An 18130-nucleotide genomic window follows, 5' to 3' on the forward strand; every position below is an offset into this window, starting at 1 on the left:
CATGTGAGGGCCTGCTTTGCGGCCTGCGCCAACATGGCCTAAATGACCCACGGGTTCAACGCCCAATCCAGCCCCGGAATTTACATGAAGATCGGCCTGTAGAGCATTGATTGATATAGACACATTATCAAGGGAAGTTCCGATTCTGATCGCCGGACCGACGGCATCAGGCAAATCCGCCCTGGCCCTGGAGATCGCCGAGCGTCAGGGCGGCAGGATCGTCAATGCCGACGCGTTGCAGGTCTATGACGGCTGGCGCATCCTGACCGCGCGCCCGTCCCCCGAGGACGAAGCCCGCGCGACCCATGCGCTCTATGGCCATGTGCCGTTCACCGGCGACTATTCCACCGGCGTGTGGTTGCGCGATGTGCGGCCCCTGCTGACCGGCGGCCTGCGCCCCATCATCCTGGGCGGCACCGGGCTGAACTTCGCGGCGCTGACCGGGGGGCTGGCCGATATTCCCGAGACCCCGCCCGAGATCCGGGCCGAGGCCGAAGCGCTGCCGCTGGCCCAGATGCTGGCCGATCTCGACCGCGGCGACCCCGTCATCGCCGCACGCATCGACCGCGCCAACCCGATGCGGGTGCAGCGCGCCTGGGAGGTTCTGCGCGCCACTGGCAGGCCGCTCTCCGATTGGCAGGCCGACACGCCCGCCCCCGACCTGCCGCTTGCCGCCTGTCAGGCGCTGGTCCTCGACGCACCGCGCGACTGGCTGAATGCCCGGATCGCGCGGCGATTCGACCAGATGTTGCAGCAAGGCGCCCTGGACGAGGCGCGCGCCATCCTGCCCCTGTGGGACAAGGCGCACGGCGCGCGGAAGGCCATTGGCGGGCCGGAGCTCATTGCGCATCTGAAGGGCGAGATGACGCTGGAAGCCGCGCGCGAGGCCGCGATCACCGCCTCGCGTCAATATGCCAAGCGTCAAAGGACATGGTTTCGCGCACGCATGGCCGATTGGCGGCGGATTCCAGCCGACCAAGGGTAATCCAACCAAATTGGAGGTTTAGCGCCTGATATAGGGCCTTTCCTTTCACATTTCGGACCTCTAGCCTCCGCCCATGCCATCCGCCTATGCCGTCACCCCCCTGGCCCGACTGCGCGCACGCGCCGAATGGCGCTATGGCACATTACATTCCAAACCCCATGCGCAGCTTTACTGGTTCACCCGTGGCCAGGGCCGCTTTACCATCGGCGCGGTGACGCGCGGCTACGGGCCGAATACGGCCGTGTTCATCCCCGCCCGCGTGATGATGTCGCTGGATCTGTCCCCGCAGGCGCAGGGCGTGCTGGTGAAACTGCCGATGGACCCGACGCTTGGCCTGCCGGGCAACCCGTTCCATATCCGCGTCGCCACGGTCGAGGCGCAATCGGCGCTGTCGAGCTATTTCGACATGATCGAGCGCGAACTGGCCGGGTTCGAGACCGCGCGCGACCACGCGCTCAGGGCCTGGGGGCTCTTGATCTCGGTCTGGATCGCGCGGCAGCTGGCGCGCCAGGACGGGTCAATTCTGCGTGATCGGACGCATGTGCTGGCCGAGAAATACGCCGCCCTGCTGGAGCAGGATTTCCGCAGCGGCCAGGGCGTATCCGATTATGCCGAGACGCTTGGCGTGACGCCCACGCACCTCTCGCGTGTCTGCCGCGAGGCGGCGGGGCGCGCCGCACTGGCCATCTTGCAGGAGCGCCTGATGCACGAGGCTTGCACCCAATTGGTCGACACGGACAGGCCCGCGCGCGAGATCGCAGAGGAATTGGGCTTTTCCTCGGCGGCCTATTTCACCCGCTCCTTCGCCAATCTGACCGGGCGCACCCCGTCCGAGTTCCGCCGCCTCAGCCCCTCGCAACAGGCCATCAAGGCGGGCTGAGCCAGCGCTGCAATCGCATGCCGTTTTCGGCCCCATCGGCGGGGCGTGTCGCATTCATTCAGTCACCATGTCGCAAACAGGACATTTTTTCCCACCGGGCCTGTTGACGCTGTGCCGGTATTGGTGCGCTAATGCGGGACAGAAATGATGGCAGCCGCCCGCGCGCCCCGCGGGTCAGGACGCCACGCGACAGACCAACACAAGATCGTGTCACAGGGAGACAAGAATGACGCAATCCACCCAAGACCAATTGCAGACGCACCCGGCCGCGGAGATGTATGCCCGGGAATACAAGGACGGTCACCTCGACCGCCGCGAATTCCTGGTCCGGGCCACGGCGCTCGGCGTCAGCGCCGCCGCCGCCTATTCCATGATCGGCATGAGCCCGGCCAACGCCGCCGGACACCGCCAGACCCCGCCGATGGGCGGCACGCTGCGCATCCAGCAGGAAGTGCGTGTCGGCAAGGACCCGCGCACCTATGACTGGTCGCAGATGGGCAACCTGGGCCGGGGCATCACCGAATACCTGGTCGAATACAACCGCGACGGCTCGTTCTCGGGCATCCTGCTGGAAAGCTGGGAAGCCAATGAGGACGCGACCCAATATACGCTGAACGTGCGCCAGGGCATCATGTTCAACAATGGCGACGAGTTCACCGCCGAGGACGTGGCCGCCAACATCCGCGGCTGGTGCGATGCGACGGTCGAGGGCAACTCGATGTCGACGCGGATGGGCATCCTAGTCGATGCCGATACGCAGCAGGCCATCGAGGGCGCGATCGAGGTTGTCGACAGCCACACCGTCCGCCTGAACCTGCCGAGCCCGGACATCACCATCATTCCGGGCATTGCCGACTATCCCGCCGCGATCCAGCATCGCGACTATATCGGCCAAGATCCGCTGGAACATGGCGTCGGCACCGGGGCCTACCGTCTGGCGGCCCATGAGGTCGGTGTTCAGGCCGTTCTGGAGAAGAACCCCGATCACGAATACTGGGGCGAGGCCTATCTGGACCGGATCGAGTTCGTCGACCTTGGCCAGGATCCCGCCGCATGGATGGCCGGCGCCGAATCCGGCGAGCTGGACATGACCTATGAGACCACCGGCGATTTCGTCGACCTCTTTACCTCGATCGGGTTCGAGGTGTCGGAAGTGACCACCGCCGCGACCGTGGTGATCCGGCCCAACCAGAACAACCCGCCCTATGACAACCGGATGGTGCGCCAGGCGCTGCTCAAGGCCGTCGACAACCAGGTTCTTCTGGATCTGGGCATGGCCGGGCGCGGCGAGATGGCGCGCGACTACCATGTGTCGCCGATCCACCCGGAATGGGCCGACGTCCCGGCGATCGAGGTCGACAAGGACGCGGCCTATGCTCTGCTGGAGGAGGCGGGCGAGGCCGATCACGTCTTCGAGGTGATCTCGATCGACGATGGTTACCGGCGCGACACCACCGATGCCTATGCCTCGCAGCTGCGCGATGCGGGCTTTAACGTGGAACGCACCGTGATCCCCGGCTCGACCTTCTGGAACGACTGGACCAACTATCCGCTCAGCTCGACCAACTGGAACCACCGCGAGCTTGGCGTGATGATCCTCAACCTCGCCTACCGAACCGGTGTGCCGTGGAACGAGGCTGCCTTCTCGAACGAGGAGTTCGACAGCCTGCTGGATCAGGCCAACGGCATCCAGGACGCCGATGAACGGCGCGAGGTGATGCGCCGGCTGGAAGAGATCATGCAGGAAGAGGGCGTGGCGACCATTCCTTACTGGCGCTCGCTCTACCGGCATTACCGTCCCGGCGTGATCAATGCCGAGATGCACCCCAAGTTCGAGATCAACCCCCATTACCTGGGGATTGAAGCCTAAGACGTTATGGGCGGCCTTTCGGATGAGAGGCCGCCCTTTTCGACAGCGGCGATGGCACAGGGCAGGCCAGACCGCGCCCCGAACGGTTCATCAAGAAACCGGATCGCTACCTTTCCAACGGCAGCATGAACAACAGGGACAAAAATGGGACTCTTCATTCTTCGCCGCCTCGGCGTGATGCTCCTCACCGCACTTTGCCTGACATTCATCGTGTTCTTCCTGACCAATCTCGGGCCCAACCTCGAGAAACTGGCCAAGACGCAAGGCAATAACCGCATGTCGGATGCGGAAGTGGTCCAATGGCTGGAAAACCGCGGCTACACGCGGCCCCTGGTCGTGCGATACGGCGAATGGCTTGGCGTGGCGCCGGGCTGGACCCGCGTGGCCGCCGATGGCACCGAGACCGGGCGCTGCGTCGACCGGGGCATGACGATCGAGACCGCGCCGACCTTCTGCGGTGTGCTGCAAGGCGATCTGGGGTTCTCGACCGTTTCGGATAACGAGGTCTCGGCCATTGTCGGCGGGCGCCTGGCGCTGACCGGCTGGCTGATGCTCATTGCCTTCTCGGTCATGGTCCCCGCCGCCCTGATCATCGGCATCCTCGCTGGCATGAAGGAGGGGAGCCGAACCGACCGGACCCTCTCGACCATCTCCATCGCCTCGACGGCGACGCCCGAATATGTCTCGGGCGTGATCTTCATCATCCTTCTGGCGTCATCGACCGCGGGGCTGTCGCCCTGGCTGGCCGAGAACGGCTGGATCGAGGGGCGCACGCTGTTCCTGGGCTCATCCCGCTCGGCGATGGAGGATATCACCTTCTGGAACTTCACCCTGCCCGTCCTGACCATCGCGCTCTACGGCATGGGCTATATCGCGCGCATGACGCGGGCCTCGATGGCCGAGGTGATGACGGCGCAATATATCCGCACCGCGCGGCTCAAGGGCGTCAGTTTCCGCAATATCGTGCTGAAACACGCGCTGCGAAACGCGCTGATCGCGCCCTTTACCGTCATCATGCTGCAAATCCCGTGGCTTCTGACCGGTGTGGTGATCGTGGAAACCCTCTTCAACTATAACGGCTTTGGCTGGACCCTGGTGCAGGCGGCATCAAACAACGATATCGAGCTGCTCCTGAGCATCTCCATCGTCGCCGTGATCGTGGTTCTGACGACGCAGCTGATCTCGGATATCGGCTATGTCTACCTGAACCCGCGCATCCGCATATCCTGAAGGAGCAAGAGCTATGGATCCCCTTACCTGGTCCGGGTCGCTTGGCCCCTTCCTCAATCCGCTGATGTTGGGCTGCGTGCTGGTCTTTGTCGCCGCCTTCATCCTCAACATCGTCATGAGCCTGATCGGCATGCGCCAGGCCGAGCCCATCGTGAACGCGGATCACACGATCAGCTACCGACTTGGCGCCCCCGATTACATGCTCCTGGCGATGAAATGGGCGGTCTTCGTCTTCCTGGGTGCCATCATGATCTACATCCTTGGCGGAATCCTGCAGCCGAGCATGGAGGCCAAGGGCATCATCGGCGGGGTCGGCGCGCAATTCCTGCCGGTCTGGATCTCGCTCATCGTGATCTACGCGCTGTCGATCCGGTTCAAGCGCCGCCTTGGCCTCTACGGCAAGCTTTTCGACAACCTCATCGGCATGATCGGGTTCGGCCTGGTGATGTTCTGGGTGCTCACCGCCATCTTCGCGCCGATGATCGCCACGCATGGCCCCATCGACGTGATCTCGGGGCTTCGCAACGACCCGCCCGGCACGCCGGTCAGCGGCGGGCCCGAGGATGCCTTTCCCTATTACCTGCTTGGCGGAGACGCGCTTGGGCGCGATGTGTTCAGCCGCATGGTGGCGGGCGCGCGCGAGGTGTTGACGATTGCACCGCTGGCCACGCTTTTCGCCTTCATGGTGGGGATCACGCTCGGACTGCCGGCGGGCTACCTGGGCAGCCGGCTGGACACGTTCATCACCTTCATCGCCAACATGGTGCTGGCCTTCCCAGTGATCTTGCTCTTCTACCTTCTGGTCACCCCCGAGATCATCGAGGCGGGCGTGCCGGTCTACATGGCCGCCGTCCTCTTCGTGCTGCCGATCGGGTTCCTCTGGGTGCTGCTCTACTCCCGGTTCCGGGCGCAGCCTCATATCATCAAATGGGTGGCGATCCCGCTGGTCCTGCTGCTGACGCTCTTCTACCTCGGGACCGTGTTCCGCTTCGATCCCATCGTGTGGCTGGCCACTTCCTTCATCGGCTATCTCAACCAGGGCAACCCGGTGGGCGAGTGGATGCAGACCACGCGCGACTCCTACGAGCCGCTCATTGGCATCAATATCGACGGCAACCTGCTGATCGTCTTCGTCTCGGTCGTCTTCGTGAACAGCCCCACGGTCTACCGCATCGTCCGGGGCCTGGTGCTCGACATCAAGACGCGCGATTACGTGGCGGCGGCGCAGACCCGTGGCGAGGGGCCGTGGTACATCATGCTGTGGGAGATCCTGCCAAACGCGCGCGGGCCGCTCATCGTCGATTTCTGCCTGCGCATCGGCTACACCACGATCCTTCTGGGAACGCTCGGCTTCTTCGGCCTCGGCGTCGATCCCGAAAGCCCGAACTGGGGCTCGACCATCAACGAGGGGAGGCGCCTCCTGACGGTCTATCCGCACCCGCCCCTGCCGCCCGCGCTGGCGCTGTTGACGATGGTGCTTGGCCTGAACCTGCTGGCCGACGGCCTCCGCGAAGAAAGCCTGAAGGACTGATATCATGAAAGATGACACCTATGACGGCCCGATCCTGGAGATCGACAGCCTCTCGATCAGCTTCTTCACCCGGCTGAGGGAAATCCCGGCGGTGATGGATTTCTCCTGCCGCGTGCGCCCCGGCGAGGCGATGGGGCTGGTCGGCGAATCCGGCTGCGGCAAGTCCACCGTGGCGCTTGGCGTGATGCAGGATCTGGGCGTCAACGGGCGCATTGTCGGCGGCTCGATCAAGTTCAAGGGGCGCGAGTTGAACGACATGTCGCCCACCGAGCTGCGCCATATCCGGGGCCGCGAGATCGCGATGATCTACCAGGAGCCGATGGCCTCGCTCAACCCCGCGATGAAGATCGGCAAGCAGTTGATGGAAGTGCCGATGATCCATGACGGTGTCGGCGAAAAGGAAGCCTATGCGCGCGCCCTTGAGGTCGTCACCGATGTGCGCCTGCCCGACCCCAAGCGGATGCTCGACGCCTATCCGCACCAGCTATCTGGCGGGCAGCAGCAACGGATCGTCATTGCCATGGCGCTGATGGCGAATCCCTCGCTCCTGATCCTGGACGAACCCACCACCGCGCTCGACGTGACGGTCGAGGCCGCCGTGGTGGAACTGGTCAAGGATCTGGGCAAGAAATACGGCACCTCGATGCTGTTCATCTCGCACAACCTTGGCCTCGTGCTGGAAACCTGCGACCGGATCTGCGTGATGTATTCCGGCGAGGCGGTCGAGACCGGCTCCATCGAGGATGTGTTCGACAAGATGCGCCACCCCTATACGCAGGCGCTGTTCCGCTCGATCCCGCTGCCCGGCGCCGACAAGCACTCGCGCCCGCTGGTGGCGATTCCCGGTAACTTCCCCCTGCCCCATGAACGCCCGCCCGGCTGCAATTTCGGGCCGCGCTGCGATTATTTCGAAACCGGGCGCTGCGACGCGCAGGAGATCAAGATGCACAATGTGGAGGGCGACGAACGCCACCGCAGCCGCTGCATCCGCTTCGAGGAGATCGACTGGAACGCGCCGATTGCCGCCTCGATCAAGCAGGAAAAGGCGCCCATCGGCGATGTCGTTCTGAAGGTGGACAACCTCAAGAAATATTACGAGGTCGCCGCCTCGGCGCTGTTTTCCTCGGGCCAGAAAAAGGTGGTCAAGGCCAACGAGACGCTCAGTTTCGAGGCGCGCGAAAGCGAAACCCTGGCCATTGTCGGCGAATCCGGCTGCGGCAAGTCCACGCTGGCCAAGGTGCTGATGGGGCTGGAGACGGCGACCGACGGCCATGTCGTGCTGGATAACCGATCCATCGAGGCGGTCCCGATCGAGGAGAGGGGCACCAAGACCATCTCCTCGATCCAGATGGTGTTCCAGAACCCGTTCGATACGCTGAACCCCTCGATGACCGTGGGCCGGCAGATCATCCGGGCGCTGGAGGTTTTCAAGATCGGCAAGAACGATGCCGAGCGGCGGCAGCGGATGCTGGACCTGCTCGACCTCGTGAAACTGCCCCGCGCCTTCGCCGACCGGATGCCGCGGCAATTGTCGGGCGGCCAGAAACAGCGCGTCGGCATCGCGCGGGCCTTCGCCGGCGGCGCGCGGATCGTGGTGGCGGATGAACCGGTCTCGGCGCTGGACGTGTCGGTGCAGGCCGCCGTGACCGACCTGCTGATGGAGATTCAGCGCAACGAGAAGACGACGTTGCTCTTCATCTCCCACGACCTCTCCATCGTGCGCTACCTGAGCGACCGGGTAATGGTGATGTATCTGGGCCATGTGGTCGAGATCGGCAGCACCGATCAGATCTTCAGCCCGCCCTATCACCCCTATACCGAGGCGCTTCTCTCGGCGGTTCCCATCGCCGACACCTCGGTCAAGAAGCGTCATATCGTGCTGGAGGGCGACATCCCCTCGGCCATGAACCCGCCCCCCGGTTGCCCGTTCCAGACCCGCTGCCGGTGGAAATCGGAAGTGCCGGGGAACCTGTGCGAAACCGAGGTGCCGCCGATGAAGACGCTGGCCACGGGCCATCAGAGCAAGTGCCACCTGTCCGACGAGGTGCTGGCACGGATGGAGCCGGTGATCGAGATGCCGGGCGCCGAACTGGCTGCCCCGGCGGTGGAGAACAAGGCAGAGGCGTGAGGCGCTTTAACGTCGGGTTCCATCACACTGGATAAAAAAGAAAAAGGGGAAGCCAAGGCTTCCCCAGTTTCGCTGTTCAGGCTCACTTATATATACTGCCCGTGTTTTCTGCCTGCGGCCTGAACCGCGTCAGGGGCGAGCGCACCCGCCCCGTGTCTCAGACACCGCGCCGGGGCAATGGCGCGGAACCCGACCTCTTGATGCGGGCGGAAACTCTTTGAAGAGTTTCCGCAGTCCCTTCGAAGGGACTGCGTCCCGCTCAGCTACACCCCGACGTCCCGCCGCAGGTGTTGCATTTCATGCAGGTGCCGTTGCGCACCAGCGTGTAGTTGCCGCATTCGCCGCAGGCCTCGCCCTCGTAGCCCTGCATCTTGGCCTTGACCCGCGCATCCATCGGGGCCGCCGTGCTGGTCATGACCACCGTGTTGGTCGCCACTTCGGGCACAAGCGTTTCCAGCGTCGCCACCGGATCGCCGCCCGGATCCAGCGCGGTGATGCCCGCGGCGCCGCCCTGCAACACGACCAGTTCCTGCGGCACCCGCTTGCGCAGATACCCGGTCGAGCTGATCTGGCGCAGCACGTCGATGGGCGATGCGGCGCGGCTTTGCGGCACTTCCTCGAAATTGCGCACGCCTTCCTCGGCCCCGCGCCCCAGATCGTCGAAGCTGGCCCCTTCCGGCTTCACATGCGCCAGGTCCGTGCGGTCGAGATAGGAGACCGCCAGTTCGCGGAAGATGTAGTCCAGGATCGAGGTCGCGTTCTTGATCGAGTCGTTGCCCTGCACCATGCCGGCGGGTTCAAACTTGGTGAAGGTGAAGGCGTCGACGAATTCCTCCAGCGGCACGCCATATTGCAGGCCGACACTAACCGCGATGGCGAAATTGTTCATCATCGCGCGGAAGCCCGCACCTTCCTTGTGCATGTCGATGAAGATCTCACCCAACTGGCCGTCCTCATATTCGCCGGTGCGCAGGTAGACCTTGTGCCCGCCGACAATCGCTTTCTGGGTATAGCCCTTGCGGCGCTCCGGCAGTTTCTCGCGATGTGCCTTGATGACCTCCTTGATCACGATCTTCTCGACGATCTTCTCGGCCAGCACCTGCGCGCGCTCCATCGTGGTGCCGCTTTCCAGCACCTCCGCCGCCTCATCGTCATCCTCGACCAGGCTCGCGGCCAGAGGCTGCGACAGTTTCGAGCCGTCGCGGTAGAGCGCGTTGGCCTTGACGCCGAGGGACCAGCTGAGCTCATAGGCCTTCTGGCAATCCTCGATCGTGGCGTCATTGGGCATGTTGATCGTCTTGGAGATCGCGCCGGAAATGAAGCTCTGCGCCGCCGCCATCATCTTGATGTGGCTGTCGACGGAAAGGAACCGCTTGCCCTTCTTGCCGCAGGGGTTGGCGCAGTCGAAAATGCTGTAATGCTCCGCCTTCAGATGCGGCGCGTTCTCCAAGGTCATGGTCCCGCAGACATGATCATTCGCGGCCTCGATATCGGCACGGCTGAAGCCCAAATGGCGCAGCAGATCAAAGGTGGGATCGTTCAGTTTCGCCGCCGGAATGCCGAGCGTTCCGGTGCAGAACTCCTCGCCCAGGGTCCACTGATTGAAGACAAAGCGGATGTCGAAGGCGGACGGCAGCGCGGCTTCGATCTTCTCCATCTCGCCCGGTCCGAAACCGTGGCCTTTCAGCGATGTGTGGTTGATCACCGGCGCATTGCCGAGCGTGCCGTGGCCCACGGCGTGGGAGGTGATCTCCTCGATCTGGCTCGGCGAATAGCCGAGGTTTTCCAGCGCGCCGGGGACGGCCCGGTTGATGATCTTGAAATAGCCGCCGCCCGCCAGTTTCTTGAACTTGACCAGGGCGAAATCGGGCTCGATCCCCGTGGTGTCGCAATCCATCACCAGCCCGATCGTGCCGGTGGGGGCGATCACGCTGACCTGCGCGTTGCGGTAGCCGTGGGTTTCGCCCAGTTCCAGCGCCTCGTCCCAGGCCTGCTGCGCCAGGGCGATCAGCGTCTGGTCGGGACAGCTTGCGTGGTCCAGCGGCACCGGCTTGACGGCGAGGTCTTCATAGCCATCCGTCGCCCCCTTGGAGGCAAGACGGTGGTTGCGCATCACCCGCAGCATGTGGTCGCGGTTGCGCTCGAACCCGGCAAAGGGCCCAAGCTCCCCCGCGATCTCGGCCGAGGTGGCGTAGGACACGCCGGTCATGATCGCGGTCAGCGCACCGCAAAGCGCGCGGCCCTCGTCCGAGTCGTAGCCGTAGCCCATCGTCATGAGGAGGCCGCCGATATTGGCATAGCCAAGCCCGAGCGTGCGGAAATCATAGGAGAGCTGCGCGATTTCCTTGGACGGGAATTGCGCCATCATCACCGAGATTTCCAGCGTCAGCGTCCAGAGGCGCGTGGCGTGCATGTATTCCTCGGCATCGAACACGCCATCCTTGAGGAAGGTGAGCAGGTTCATCGAGGCCAGGTTACAGGCCGTGTCATCGAGGAACATGTATTCCGAGCACGGGTTGGAGCCGCGGATCTCGCCATCCGCCGGGCAGGTGTGCCAGGCATTGACGGTGTCGTGGAACTGGATACCGGGATCGGCACAGGCCCAGGCCGCATGGCCGACCTTCTCCCACAGGTCGCGGGCCTTGACGCTCCTGGACACCGAGCCATCGGTGCGGTTGATCAGATCCCACATCTCATCGTTTTCGACGGCGCGCAGGAAGGCATCGGTGACGCGGATCGAGTTGTTGGAGTTCTGGCCGGAGACCGAGTTATAGGCCTCGGAGTCCCAATCCGTGTCATAGGTCGGAAACTCGATGCTGGTATGGCCCTGCCGGGCGTAATCCAGCACGCGCTTGATATAGGTCTCGGGGATCGCCAGCTTCTTGGCCTCGCGGATCGCCGTTTTCAGGCTCTCGTTCCTGGCCGGATCGGCGGCGTCCTCCATCAGCCCGTCCCACGAACTGATGGCCGCGAAGATCGCGTTCAGCATCTTCTCGTGCATCTTGGAGCCGGCCACGATCGAGGCGACCTTCTGCTCCTCCAGCACCTTCCAGTTGATGAATTCCTCGATATCGGGGTGGTCGGCATCGACGATGACCATCTTGGCCGCGCGCCGCGTGGTGCCGCCTGACTTGATCGCGCCCGCCGCCCGGTCGCCGATCTTGAGAAAGCCCATGAGGCCGGAGGATTTGCCGCCGCCCGACAGTTTCTCGCCCTCGCCGCGCAGGTGGCTGAAATTGGTGCCGGTGCCCGAGCCGTATTTAAAGAGGCGTGCTTCGCGCACCCACAGATCCATGATCCCGCCCTCGTTCACCAGGTCGTCCTGTACCCCCTGGATAAAGCAGGCATGGGGCTGTGGGTGCTCGTAGCTGCTGCTCGATTTGGTCAGCTTGCCGGTCTTGTAATCAACATAATGATGGCCCTGCGCGGGGCCGTCGATGCCGTAGGCCCAATGCAGGCCGGTGTTGAACCACTGGGGAGAGTTCGGGGCCGCCATCTGGCGGGCCAGCATCATCTGCATCTCGTCGAAATAGGCGCGGGCATCGGATTCGTCGGTGAAGTAGCCGCCCTTCCAGCCCCAGTAGCACCAGGCCCCCGCCAGACGGCGCAAGACCTGCTTGGCGCTGGTTTCGCCGCCGTAGCGCTCTTCCTTGGTCAGATCGGCCATCGCCGCCTCATCGGGGACCGAGCGCCACAGGAAGGAGGGCACGCCCTTTTCCTTGACCGGCTTCAGGATCGCCGCGACACCTGCCTTGCGGAAATATTTCTGCGCCAGCACGTCCGAGGCCACCTGGCTCCAGCCGACGGGCACTTCCAGCTCATCGAGCTTGAACACAGCCGTGCCATCCGGGTTGCGAATCTCCGAGGACTTCAGGGTGAATTCCAGCCCTGCATAGGTCTCCGCATCTGCCGATGTGAATCTGCGTTCGATCTTCATGAGTGGTCCCTGCCCAAAATTATCCCAACCCCTGCCAGCACCACTGCGCGAGGGCGTCAGGTCGTCCAATGTCATGCAAAGCTTCCTCGCGCCCCGGCAGGTCTTGCGACAGGCCGGTCGGACATGCGATGGCACATCCCATGCGATGAGGAAGTCATCTGCCCCAGTTCTGGCCCGATCCACTATATGTAGTGTTGATCCGGCCAGTCCCTACAACCTGATGCAATTCGGGTCGGTGCGTCAACGGATTTTTTACCGCTTTCGGCTCCGATTATGACTTGCAATGTGACCGATCCACGGGCCGCCGCCGCCTGCAACGATTCATCCCCAGGCCGCTGGACAGGAATTTCTGTTGAAACGTGGCAAGTTTAGCAGGCGTTGTTGCGAAGTGTTAACCTTTGGCAACCGCGCGCGCGCCTGAATCCGGTGGGGGGATTAAATCTTGTGGATAATCCTCGCACGTGACCCGAATGACACAAGATGTGGTGTGCGGCGCCCGGCCCTGCCCCGGACTCAGAGCTTTTTCAGCAGCACCGCCAGCCAGAGCATCGCCTGCCCGACCCGGCCCTGCCGCCAGAGCCCGAGCCCGGCGAATCCGCGCAGACGCGACAGAAGCCCCGCGCGCCGCATGTCCACGAACGCGGCCAGCAGCCTCTGGTTCTCCTCGGTCAGGCGGTGGCGCGAGGCGTCCAGCGCGCGGATATTGGCATCGACCCAAGCCTTGAGATCGCCGCGCCAGACCTGTTTCAACCGCGCCTTGATCGCCTTGCGCCCGCGATTGGTGCCGAAGATGTTGCCGCCATGCTGCCGGTAGAGCAGCGTCGGGCGATTGTCGCGCAGCACCGTGCCGCCCGCGCCCGAAATCAGCTGGTAGAGCCACCAATCGTGCATGTAAGGCCCACCCACCGCCATCGCCTCGCCCGCCGCGTCGCGCGCCATTTCCCAGGCGGGCCGGTTGAGCAGCATGGTATTGCCGCCCGCGATGCTCTGGACCAGCGCATTGCGGAAGGCGGGCGGGTGCGGAAATGTCGGCGAGCGGCGGGGATTGGTCAGATCCTCCTCGACGATCCAGGTCGCGGACCCATAAAGCGCGGGCCGGTCGGCGGGCACGGACGCCAGCGCCGCGATGCCATGCGCCAGCCGCTCGGGCAGCCACACGTCGTCCTGGTCGGAAAAAGCCACGTAGTCGGGCTCGCCCTCGATCCCCACCAGGGCGGACAGGAAATTCATCGTGCCGCCTGCACGCGGACCGGCCATCACGCGCACCGGGTGCGTGGCCGCAAACTCCGCGATCACCTTGTCGCTGTCATCGGTGGAGCCATCGTCGCTGATCACGAGATCCCAGTCGCGATGGGTCTGGCCCGCGAAGCTTTCCATCTGCGCGGCCAGGAATTCGGCCCCGTCATAGACCGCCATCACAATGGTCACGTGTTCGGTCACGGGGGAAATCGCCCTTGTTCAGTCAGGTCCGGGGACTATCAGAGATCGGCGCGACAGGTAAAGCGCGAGGGGCAGCCGGGGGCCGGGGAAATGGTCGGGGAGGCGAGATTCGAACTCACGACCTTCTGTACCCAAAACAGACGCGCTACCAGGCTGCGCTACACCCCGACTCGAGGCCCCCTCCTAGCGCGGGTCACGCGCCGATGGAAGCCCGATTATTCGCAGGGCCAGGCGGCCAGATCCTGATCGACATCGGGGTGGCGCAGCACGTCGCCCTCGCTGATGCCGATCTGCCGGGCCAGCCCGCCATTGATCTCCAGCACATATTGGATGTCGGTGCCGCCGGGGATCGGCGTGCGGTCAAGCGGCACGGCATTTTCATGCACGCGGGTCACGGTGCCGGTGGCGTCGAGAAACAGCATGTCCAGCGGGATAAGCGTGTTCTCCATCCAGAACGAGACCCGCTGCGGGCTGTCATAGACAAAGAGCATCCCCGCCGACAGGGCCATCTCCTCGCGGTTCATCAGGCCGATGGCGCGTTCCTCGGGATCGTCGGCCACCTCGACGCGGAACCGCGCCGTACCCCAATCGCCGCGCAATTCCACCCGGCCCGGCGCGCAGGCCGCCTGGACCTGGCCCGCCATGACAAGGGCCACCACGAGGGACAGCCCCCCCAAGCGCAAACTCCGCATCCTAATCCTCCTGAACGTAATCCCAACTGCGCACTTCGCCCGCCATCTTGCCCCGCGGCCCGTCGACGACGCGGATCGCCACCGCCTCGCCGGGTTGCAGGTCCGACAGGCCGAACCGGCGCAGCACCTCGACATGCACAAAGACATCTTCGGCGTTGCCGAAGACATTTGCAAACCCGAATCCCTTGGCCTTGTCGAACCACTTCACCCGCGCCGCGACAAAGGGCACGTCCTCGGGGATCTCGACACCCGGGCCAAGCTCCTCGTCGACATCCACAGCTTCGGGCGGGGCGATCGAGATCACCTCCTGCGCCTGCGCGCCCCGTTCCGTCTGCTGCACAATGACCTCGATCCGGGCCTGGTCCGCGACCGAGCCCTGACCGAAATTGCGCAACACGTTGGCGTGCAGCAGGATATCCGGCCCACCCTCATCCGCGACGATGAACCCGAAACCCTTGGAAATATCAAACCATTTAACAGTACCCGCAATCATCGCGCCCTTCGGACGCTCTTCATCCGCCATGGTCTCCCAACCTTATTTTGCGGTTCAATGACAGATCTGTGCCTAGAGCCGTAACTTGACGGTTAGTTTGCAACTTCGCAAGAATAAAAAGGTAGTGAAAAACAATACTTTGTGGCTAGAATTACAGGTTTTGCGCCGGTGCGGCAGGCAATCCCGCCCGCGATCTCAGGGGTTCAGGCGGGAAATCGCCCACGGGTCGGAGGCGTCCGCCCTGGTCCAGCGGAACCTGTCATGCAGACGAAAGGCCCCGTCGGCCCAGAACTCGATCTCGACCGGGGTCAGGCGGAACCCGCCCCAGTAGGGGGGCCGTTCGGGATGCGTGCCCTTCTGCGCCGTGACCTTCGCCACCTCTGCCATCAGCGCCGCGCGCGAGGACAAGGGTTGCGACTGGTCCGAGGCCCAGGCCCCGAGGCGGCTTTTCAGCGACCGGCTCTGGTAATAGGCGTCGGCCTGCGGGCCATCCTCGCGGGTGACGGTGCCGCGCACCCGCAATTGGCGGCGCAGCGATTTCCAGTGGCAGACAAAGGCGGCCTTGCCGGTGGCCTCGACCTCGCGCGCCTTGGCCGAGCCGTAATTGGTATAGAAGACAAAGGCGCCGGCCTCGATCTCCTTCAGCAGCACCATGCGCGCATTGGGCAGCCCGTCCGCATCCACCGTGGCCAGCGCGATGGCGTTGGGGTCATTCGGCTCACTCGCCTCGGCCTGCGCCAGCCAGTCCCGCGCGATGGCAAAGGGGTCGTCCCCGGCAAAGATGCCCGTTCTGTCGCTCATGTCCCGCCTCGCCTGATGATCGCCGCGATGCGCAGGCTATCCGCCGCTTTCTCCCTCCGCAACCGCGCGTCTTGATGCAACCGCGCCAATGGCCTAAACGAACGCAAGTGTTAATAAACAGAAAAAACACCAAAGGGACGCGCGATGGGGTTGATGACGGGAAAACGCGGGCTGATCATGGGGCTCGCCAATGACAAATCCATCGCCTGGGGCATCGCGAAAGCCTGCGCCGACCAGGGCGCGGAACTGGCCTTTTCCTACCAGGGCGAACAGTTGCTGAAACGGGTCAAACCGCTGGCCGCCCAGATCGGGTCGGACCTGATGATCCCCTGCGACGTGACGGATACCGCGTCGATGGATGCCCTGTTCGAGACACTGAAAGAGAAATGGGGCAGCATTGACTTCGTCGTTCATGCCATTGGTTTCTCGGATAAATCCGAGTTGCGCGGGCGCTATGTCGATACCTCGTCGGACAACTTCAAGATGACGATGGACATCTCCGTCTACTCCTTCACCGCCGTCTGCCGCCGCGCCGCCGCGATGATGGAGCCGGGCGGATCGCTGCTGACGCTGACCTATTACGGGGCCGAGCAGGTCATGCCGCATTACAACGTGATGGGCGTGGCCAAGGCCGCGCTCGAGGCCTCGGTCAAGTATATCGCCGAGGATCTGGGCAAGGACGGCATCCGCTGCAACGCCATTTCGGCCGGGCCGATCAAGACGCTGGCGGCCTCGGGCATCGGCGATTTCCGCTACATCATGAAATGGAACGAGCTGAATTCCCCCCTGCGCCGCAACGTCACGCAGGAGGAGGTCGGCAAATCGGCGGTCTACCTGCTCTCCGATCTCGGCTCGGGCACCACCGGCGAGACGCTGCATGTGGACGCAGGCTATCACGTGGTCGGCATGAAGGCGATCGACGCGCCCGACATGACCCTGGACAAGAAAGAGGGCTGAGCGCGATGAGCACACAACTGCCGCATGAAAAGGGGTTCCACATCTCCTGGGACCAGATCCACCGCGACAGCCGCGCGCTGGCCTGGCGGCTGGACCGGCGCGGACCGGGCGAGGATGGCGCGTGGAAGGCCGTGGTGGCGATCACCCGTGGCGGTATGGCGCCTGCGATGATCATCGCGCGCGAGCTGGACATCCGCACTGTCGATACCGTCTCGATCAAGTCCTATGACCACCAGACGCAGAGCGAGCCCGTGGTGCTGTCGAAGCCCGACCCCGACATGGTGGGCGACGGCACCGGGGTCCTGGTCATCGACGACCTTGTCGATAGCGGCAAGACGCTGGAAGTGGTGCGCAGGATGCTGCCGCAGGCGCATTTCGCCACCGTCTATGCCAAGCCCAAGGGCGAGCCGATGGTCGATACCTTCATCACCGGGGTCAGCCAGGATACCTGGATCTTCTTCCCCTGGGACATGGCGCTGCAATATGTGAAGCCCTATAGCGGCAAGGACGACTGAGGCCGCGGTCTTGCGTGGTGGCACTCAGACTGTTAGTGTGAAATAGTTCATTTCAGATGAGCTCGGGTTTTCTTAACGCTTTCAAGAGGAGGCCGCCATGCCGACGATCGATTCAACCAACCGCGACACTCATGATTTCTTGACCGGCGCGAATACCGGCGTACGCTATAACGGCATGTCCAGCGTCGGCGCAGATACGCATCAACAGCCCACAGGCCCGCAACCTTTCATCGGCAACCCGGATATCGGCGGCGGCCAGGGGGTATCCTTGCCCAACATCGACTCGCCGCTCCTAATGCGCATCGTGACCGGCGCTATCTTGGTGGAAGGGGTCGAGTTTGCGGCAATGCTGGTCGGCGACGCCCTGACGCAGCGCCTGACTTTTCTGATTGCGGTTCTCTGCGGAGTCGCGGCCCTGGCCTATGGCTACGGGGTCGGGGTGCCTGCGGCCATGCAGCTGCAATTTGGCTATGCCGAGGCCACTCTCGCCCTTGCCGGTTTCGCCCTGCCCTACGCGCTACTTGGCACTCTCTTTGCCTTATGTACGATCCTGACGACAGTGCTGACGGCTGCGCTGACCCTGACGCTGAACCTCCTGCGCATGGCTGTCGGGCTGGCCGTCCTGGCCGCCGTTGGTTACGCGATCTACTACGTCCTGCTGCAAGCATAAC

14 protein-coding genes and 1 tRNA gene are annotated in these 18130 nt (G+C 63.7%); 9 read left to right on the forward strand and 6 right to left on the reverse strand.

All coding sequences use genetic code 11. The annotated features are described in order from the left end of the window. The first annotated feature begins 106 nt into the window (after window positions 1–106). From miaA to HNS34_RS06715, 6 genes are all read left to right on the forward strand, one after another. Window positions 107–985 carry a tRNA (adenosine(37)-N6)-dimethylallyltransferase MiaA gene (gene miaA, locus HNS34_RS06690; protein WP_172319275.1) on the forward strand — a complete coding sequence of 293 codons (879 nt, stop codon included), beginning with the start codon at window positions 107–109 and terminating at the stop codon, window positions 983–985. 73 nt (window positions 986–1058) lie between these two features. Beyond that, window positions 1059–1865: an AraC family transcriptional regulator gene (locus HNS34_RS06695; protein WP_172319276.1), complete on the forward strand. Its 807-nt coding sequence runs from the start codon at window positions 1059–1061 to the stop codon at window positions 1863–1865. A 226-nt stretch (window positions 1866–2091) separates the two neighbouring features. Further along, window positions 2092–3735, forward strand: coding sequence for an ABC transporter substrate-binding protein (locus HNS34_RS06700; RefSeq protein ID WP_172319277.1), 1644 nt, complete (start codon window positions 2092–2094; stop codon window positions 3733–3735). A 144-nt stretch (window positions 3736–3879) separates the two neighbouring features. Beyond that, entirely contained in the window at window positions 3880–4965 is a 1086-nt protein-coding gene (locus tag HNS34_RS06705; RefSeq protein WP_172319278.1) for an ABC transporter permease, read from the forward strand. 13 nt (window positions 4966–4978) lie between these two features. Further along, complete coding sequence (locus HNS34_RS06710; protein WP_172319279.1) at window positions 4979–6496, forward strand: ABC transporter permease; 1518 nt, start codon at window positions 4979–4981, stop codon at window positions 6494–6496. Between the two features lie 4 nt (window positions 6497–6500). Further along, the gene (locus HNS34_RS06715) at window positions 6501–8624 is read left to right on the forward strand and encodes a dipeptide ABC transporter ATP-binding protein (RefSeq protein ID WP_172319280.1); all 2124 of its coding nucleotides are present in this window, start codon (window positions 6501–6503) and stop codon (window positions 8622–8624) included. 259 nt (window positions 8625–8883) lie between these two features. Here the strand turns inward: HNS34_RS06715 and HNS34_RS06720 are convergent, their stop codons facing one another. From HNS34_RS06720 to pdxH, 6 genes are all read right to left on the reverse strand, one after another. Continuing rightward, the gene (locus HNS34_RS06720; protein WP_172319281.1) at window positions 8884–12561 is read right to left on the reverse strand and encodes a vitamin B12-dependent ribonucleotide reductase; all 3678 of its coding nucleotides are present in this window, start codon (window positions 12559–12561) and stop codon (window positions 8884–8886) included. Between the two features lie 513 nt (window positions 12562–13074). After that, window positions 13075–14001, reverse strand: a complete 927-nt coding sequence (locus HNS34_RS06725; RefSeq protein WP_328700481.1) for a glycosyltransferase — start codon at window positions 13999–14001, stop codon at window positions 13075–13077. 91 nt (window positions 14002–14092) lie between these two features. Beyond that, a tRNA-Pro gene (locus HNS34_RS06730) sits at window positions 14093–14169 on the reverse strand. Window positions 14170–14216: 47 nt separating this feature from the next. After that, the gene (locus tag HNS34_RS06735) at window positions 14217–14693 is read right to left on the reverse strand and encodes a DUF192 domain-containing protein (RefSeq protein ID WP_172319282.1); all 477 of its coding nucleotides are present in this window, start codon (window positions 14691–14693) and stop codon (window positions 14217–14219) included. A 1-nt stretch (window position 14694) separates the two neighbouring features. Continuing rightward, window positions 14695–15216: a cold-shock protein gene (locus tag HNS34_RS06740; RefSeq protein WP_172319283.1), complete on the reverse strand. Its 522-nt coding sequence runs from the start codon at window positions 15214–15216 to the stop codon at window positions 14695–14697. 165 nt (window positions 15217–15381) lie between these two features. Then, window positions 15382–15987, reverse strand: coding sequence for a pyridoxamine 5'-phosphate oxidase (gene pdxH / locus HNS34_RS06745; protein ID WP_172319284.1), 606 nt, complete (start codon window positions 15985–15987; stop codon window positions 15382–15384). A gap of 144 nt (window positions 15988–16131) precedes the next feature. On the opposite strand from pdxH, the gene fabI reads away from it, so the two are divergent. The 3 genes from fabI (at window position 16132) to HNS34_RS06760 (ending at window position 18129) form a co-directional block, all read left to right on the forward strand. Next, on the forward strand, window positions 16132–16944 hold the full coding sequence (fabI, locus tag HNS34_RS06750) for an enoyl-ACP reductase FabI (RefSeq protein ID WP_172319285.1): 813 nt from the start codon (window positions 16132–16134) through the stop codon (window positions 16942–16944). 5 nt (window positions 16945–16949) lie between these two features. Then, window positions 16950–17459 carry a xanthine phosphoribosyltransferase gene (gene gpt / locus HNS34_RS06755; protein ID WP_172319286.1) on the forward strand — a complete coding sequence of 170 codons (510 nt, stop codon included), beginning with the start codon at window positions 16950–16952 and terminating at the stop codon, window positions 17457–17459. 97 nt (window positions 17460–17556) lie between these two features. Then, the gene (locus tag HNS34_RS06760; protein WP_172319287.1) at window positions 17557–18129 is read left to right on the forward strand and encodes a hypothetical protein; all 573 of its coding nucleotides are present in this window, start codon (window positions 17557–17559) and stop codon (window positions 18127–18129) included. Window position 18130 lies beyond the last annotated feature (1 nt).

Source organism: Alterinioella nitratireducens (genome assembly GCF_013155465.1).
GTDB lineage: Bacteria > Pseudomonadota > Alphaproteobacteria > Rhodobacterales > Rhodobacteraceae > Alterinioella > Alterinioella nitratireducens.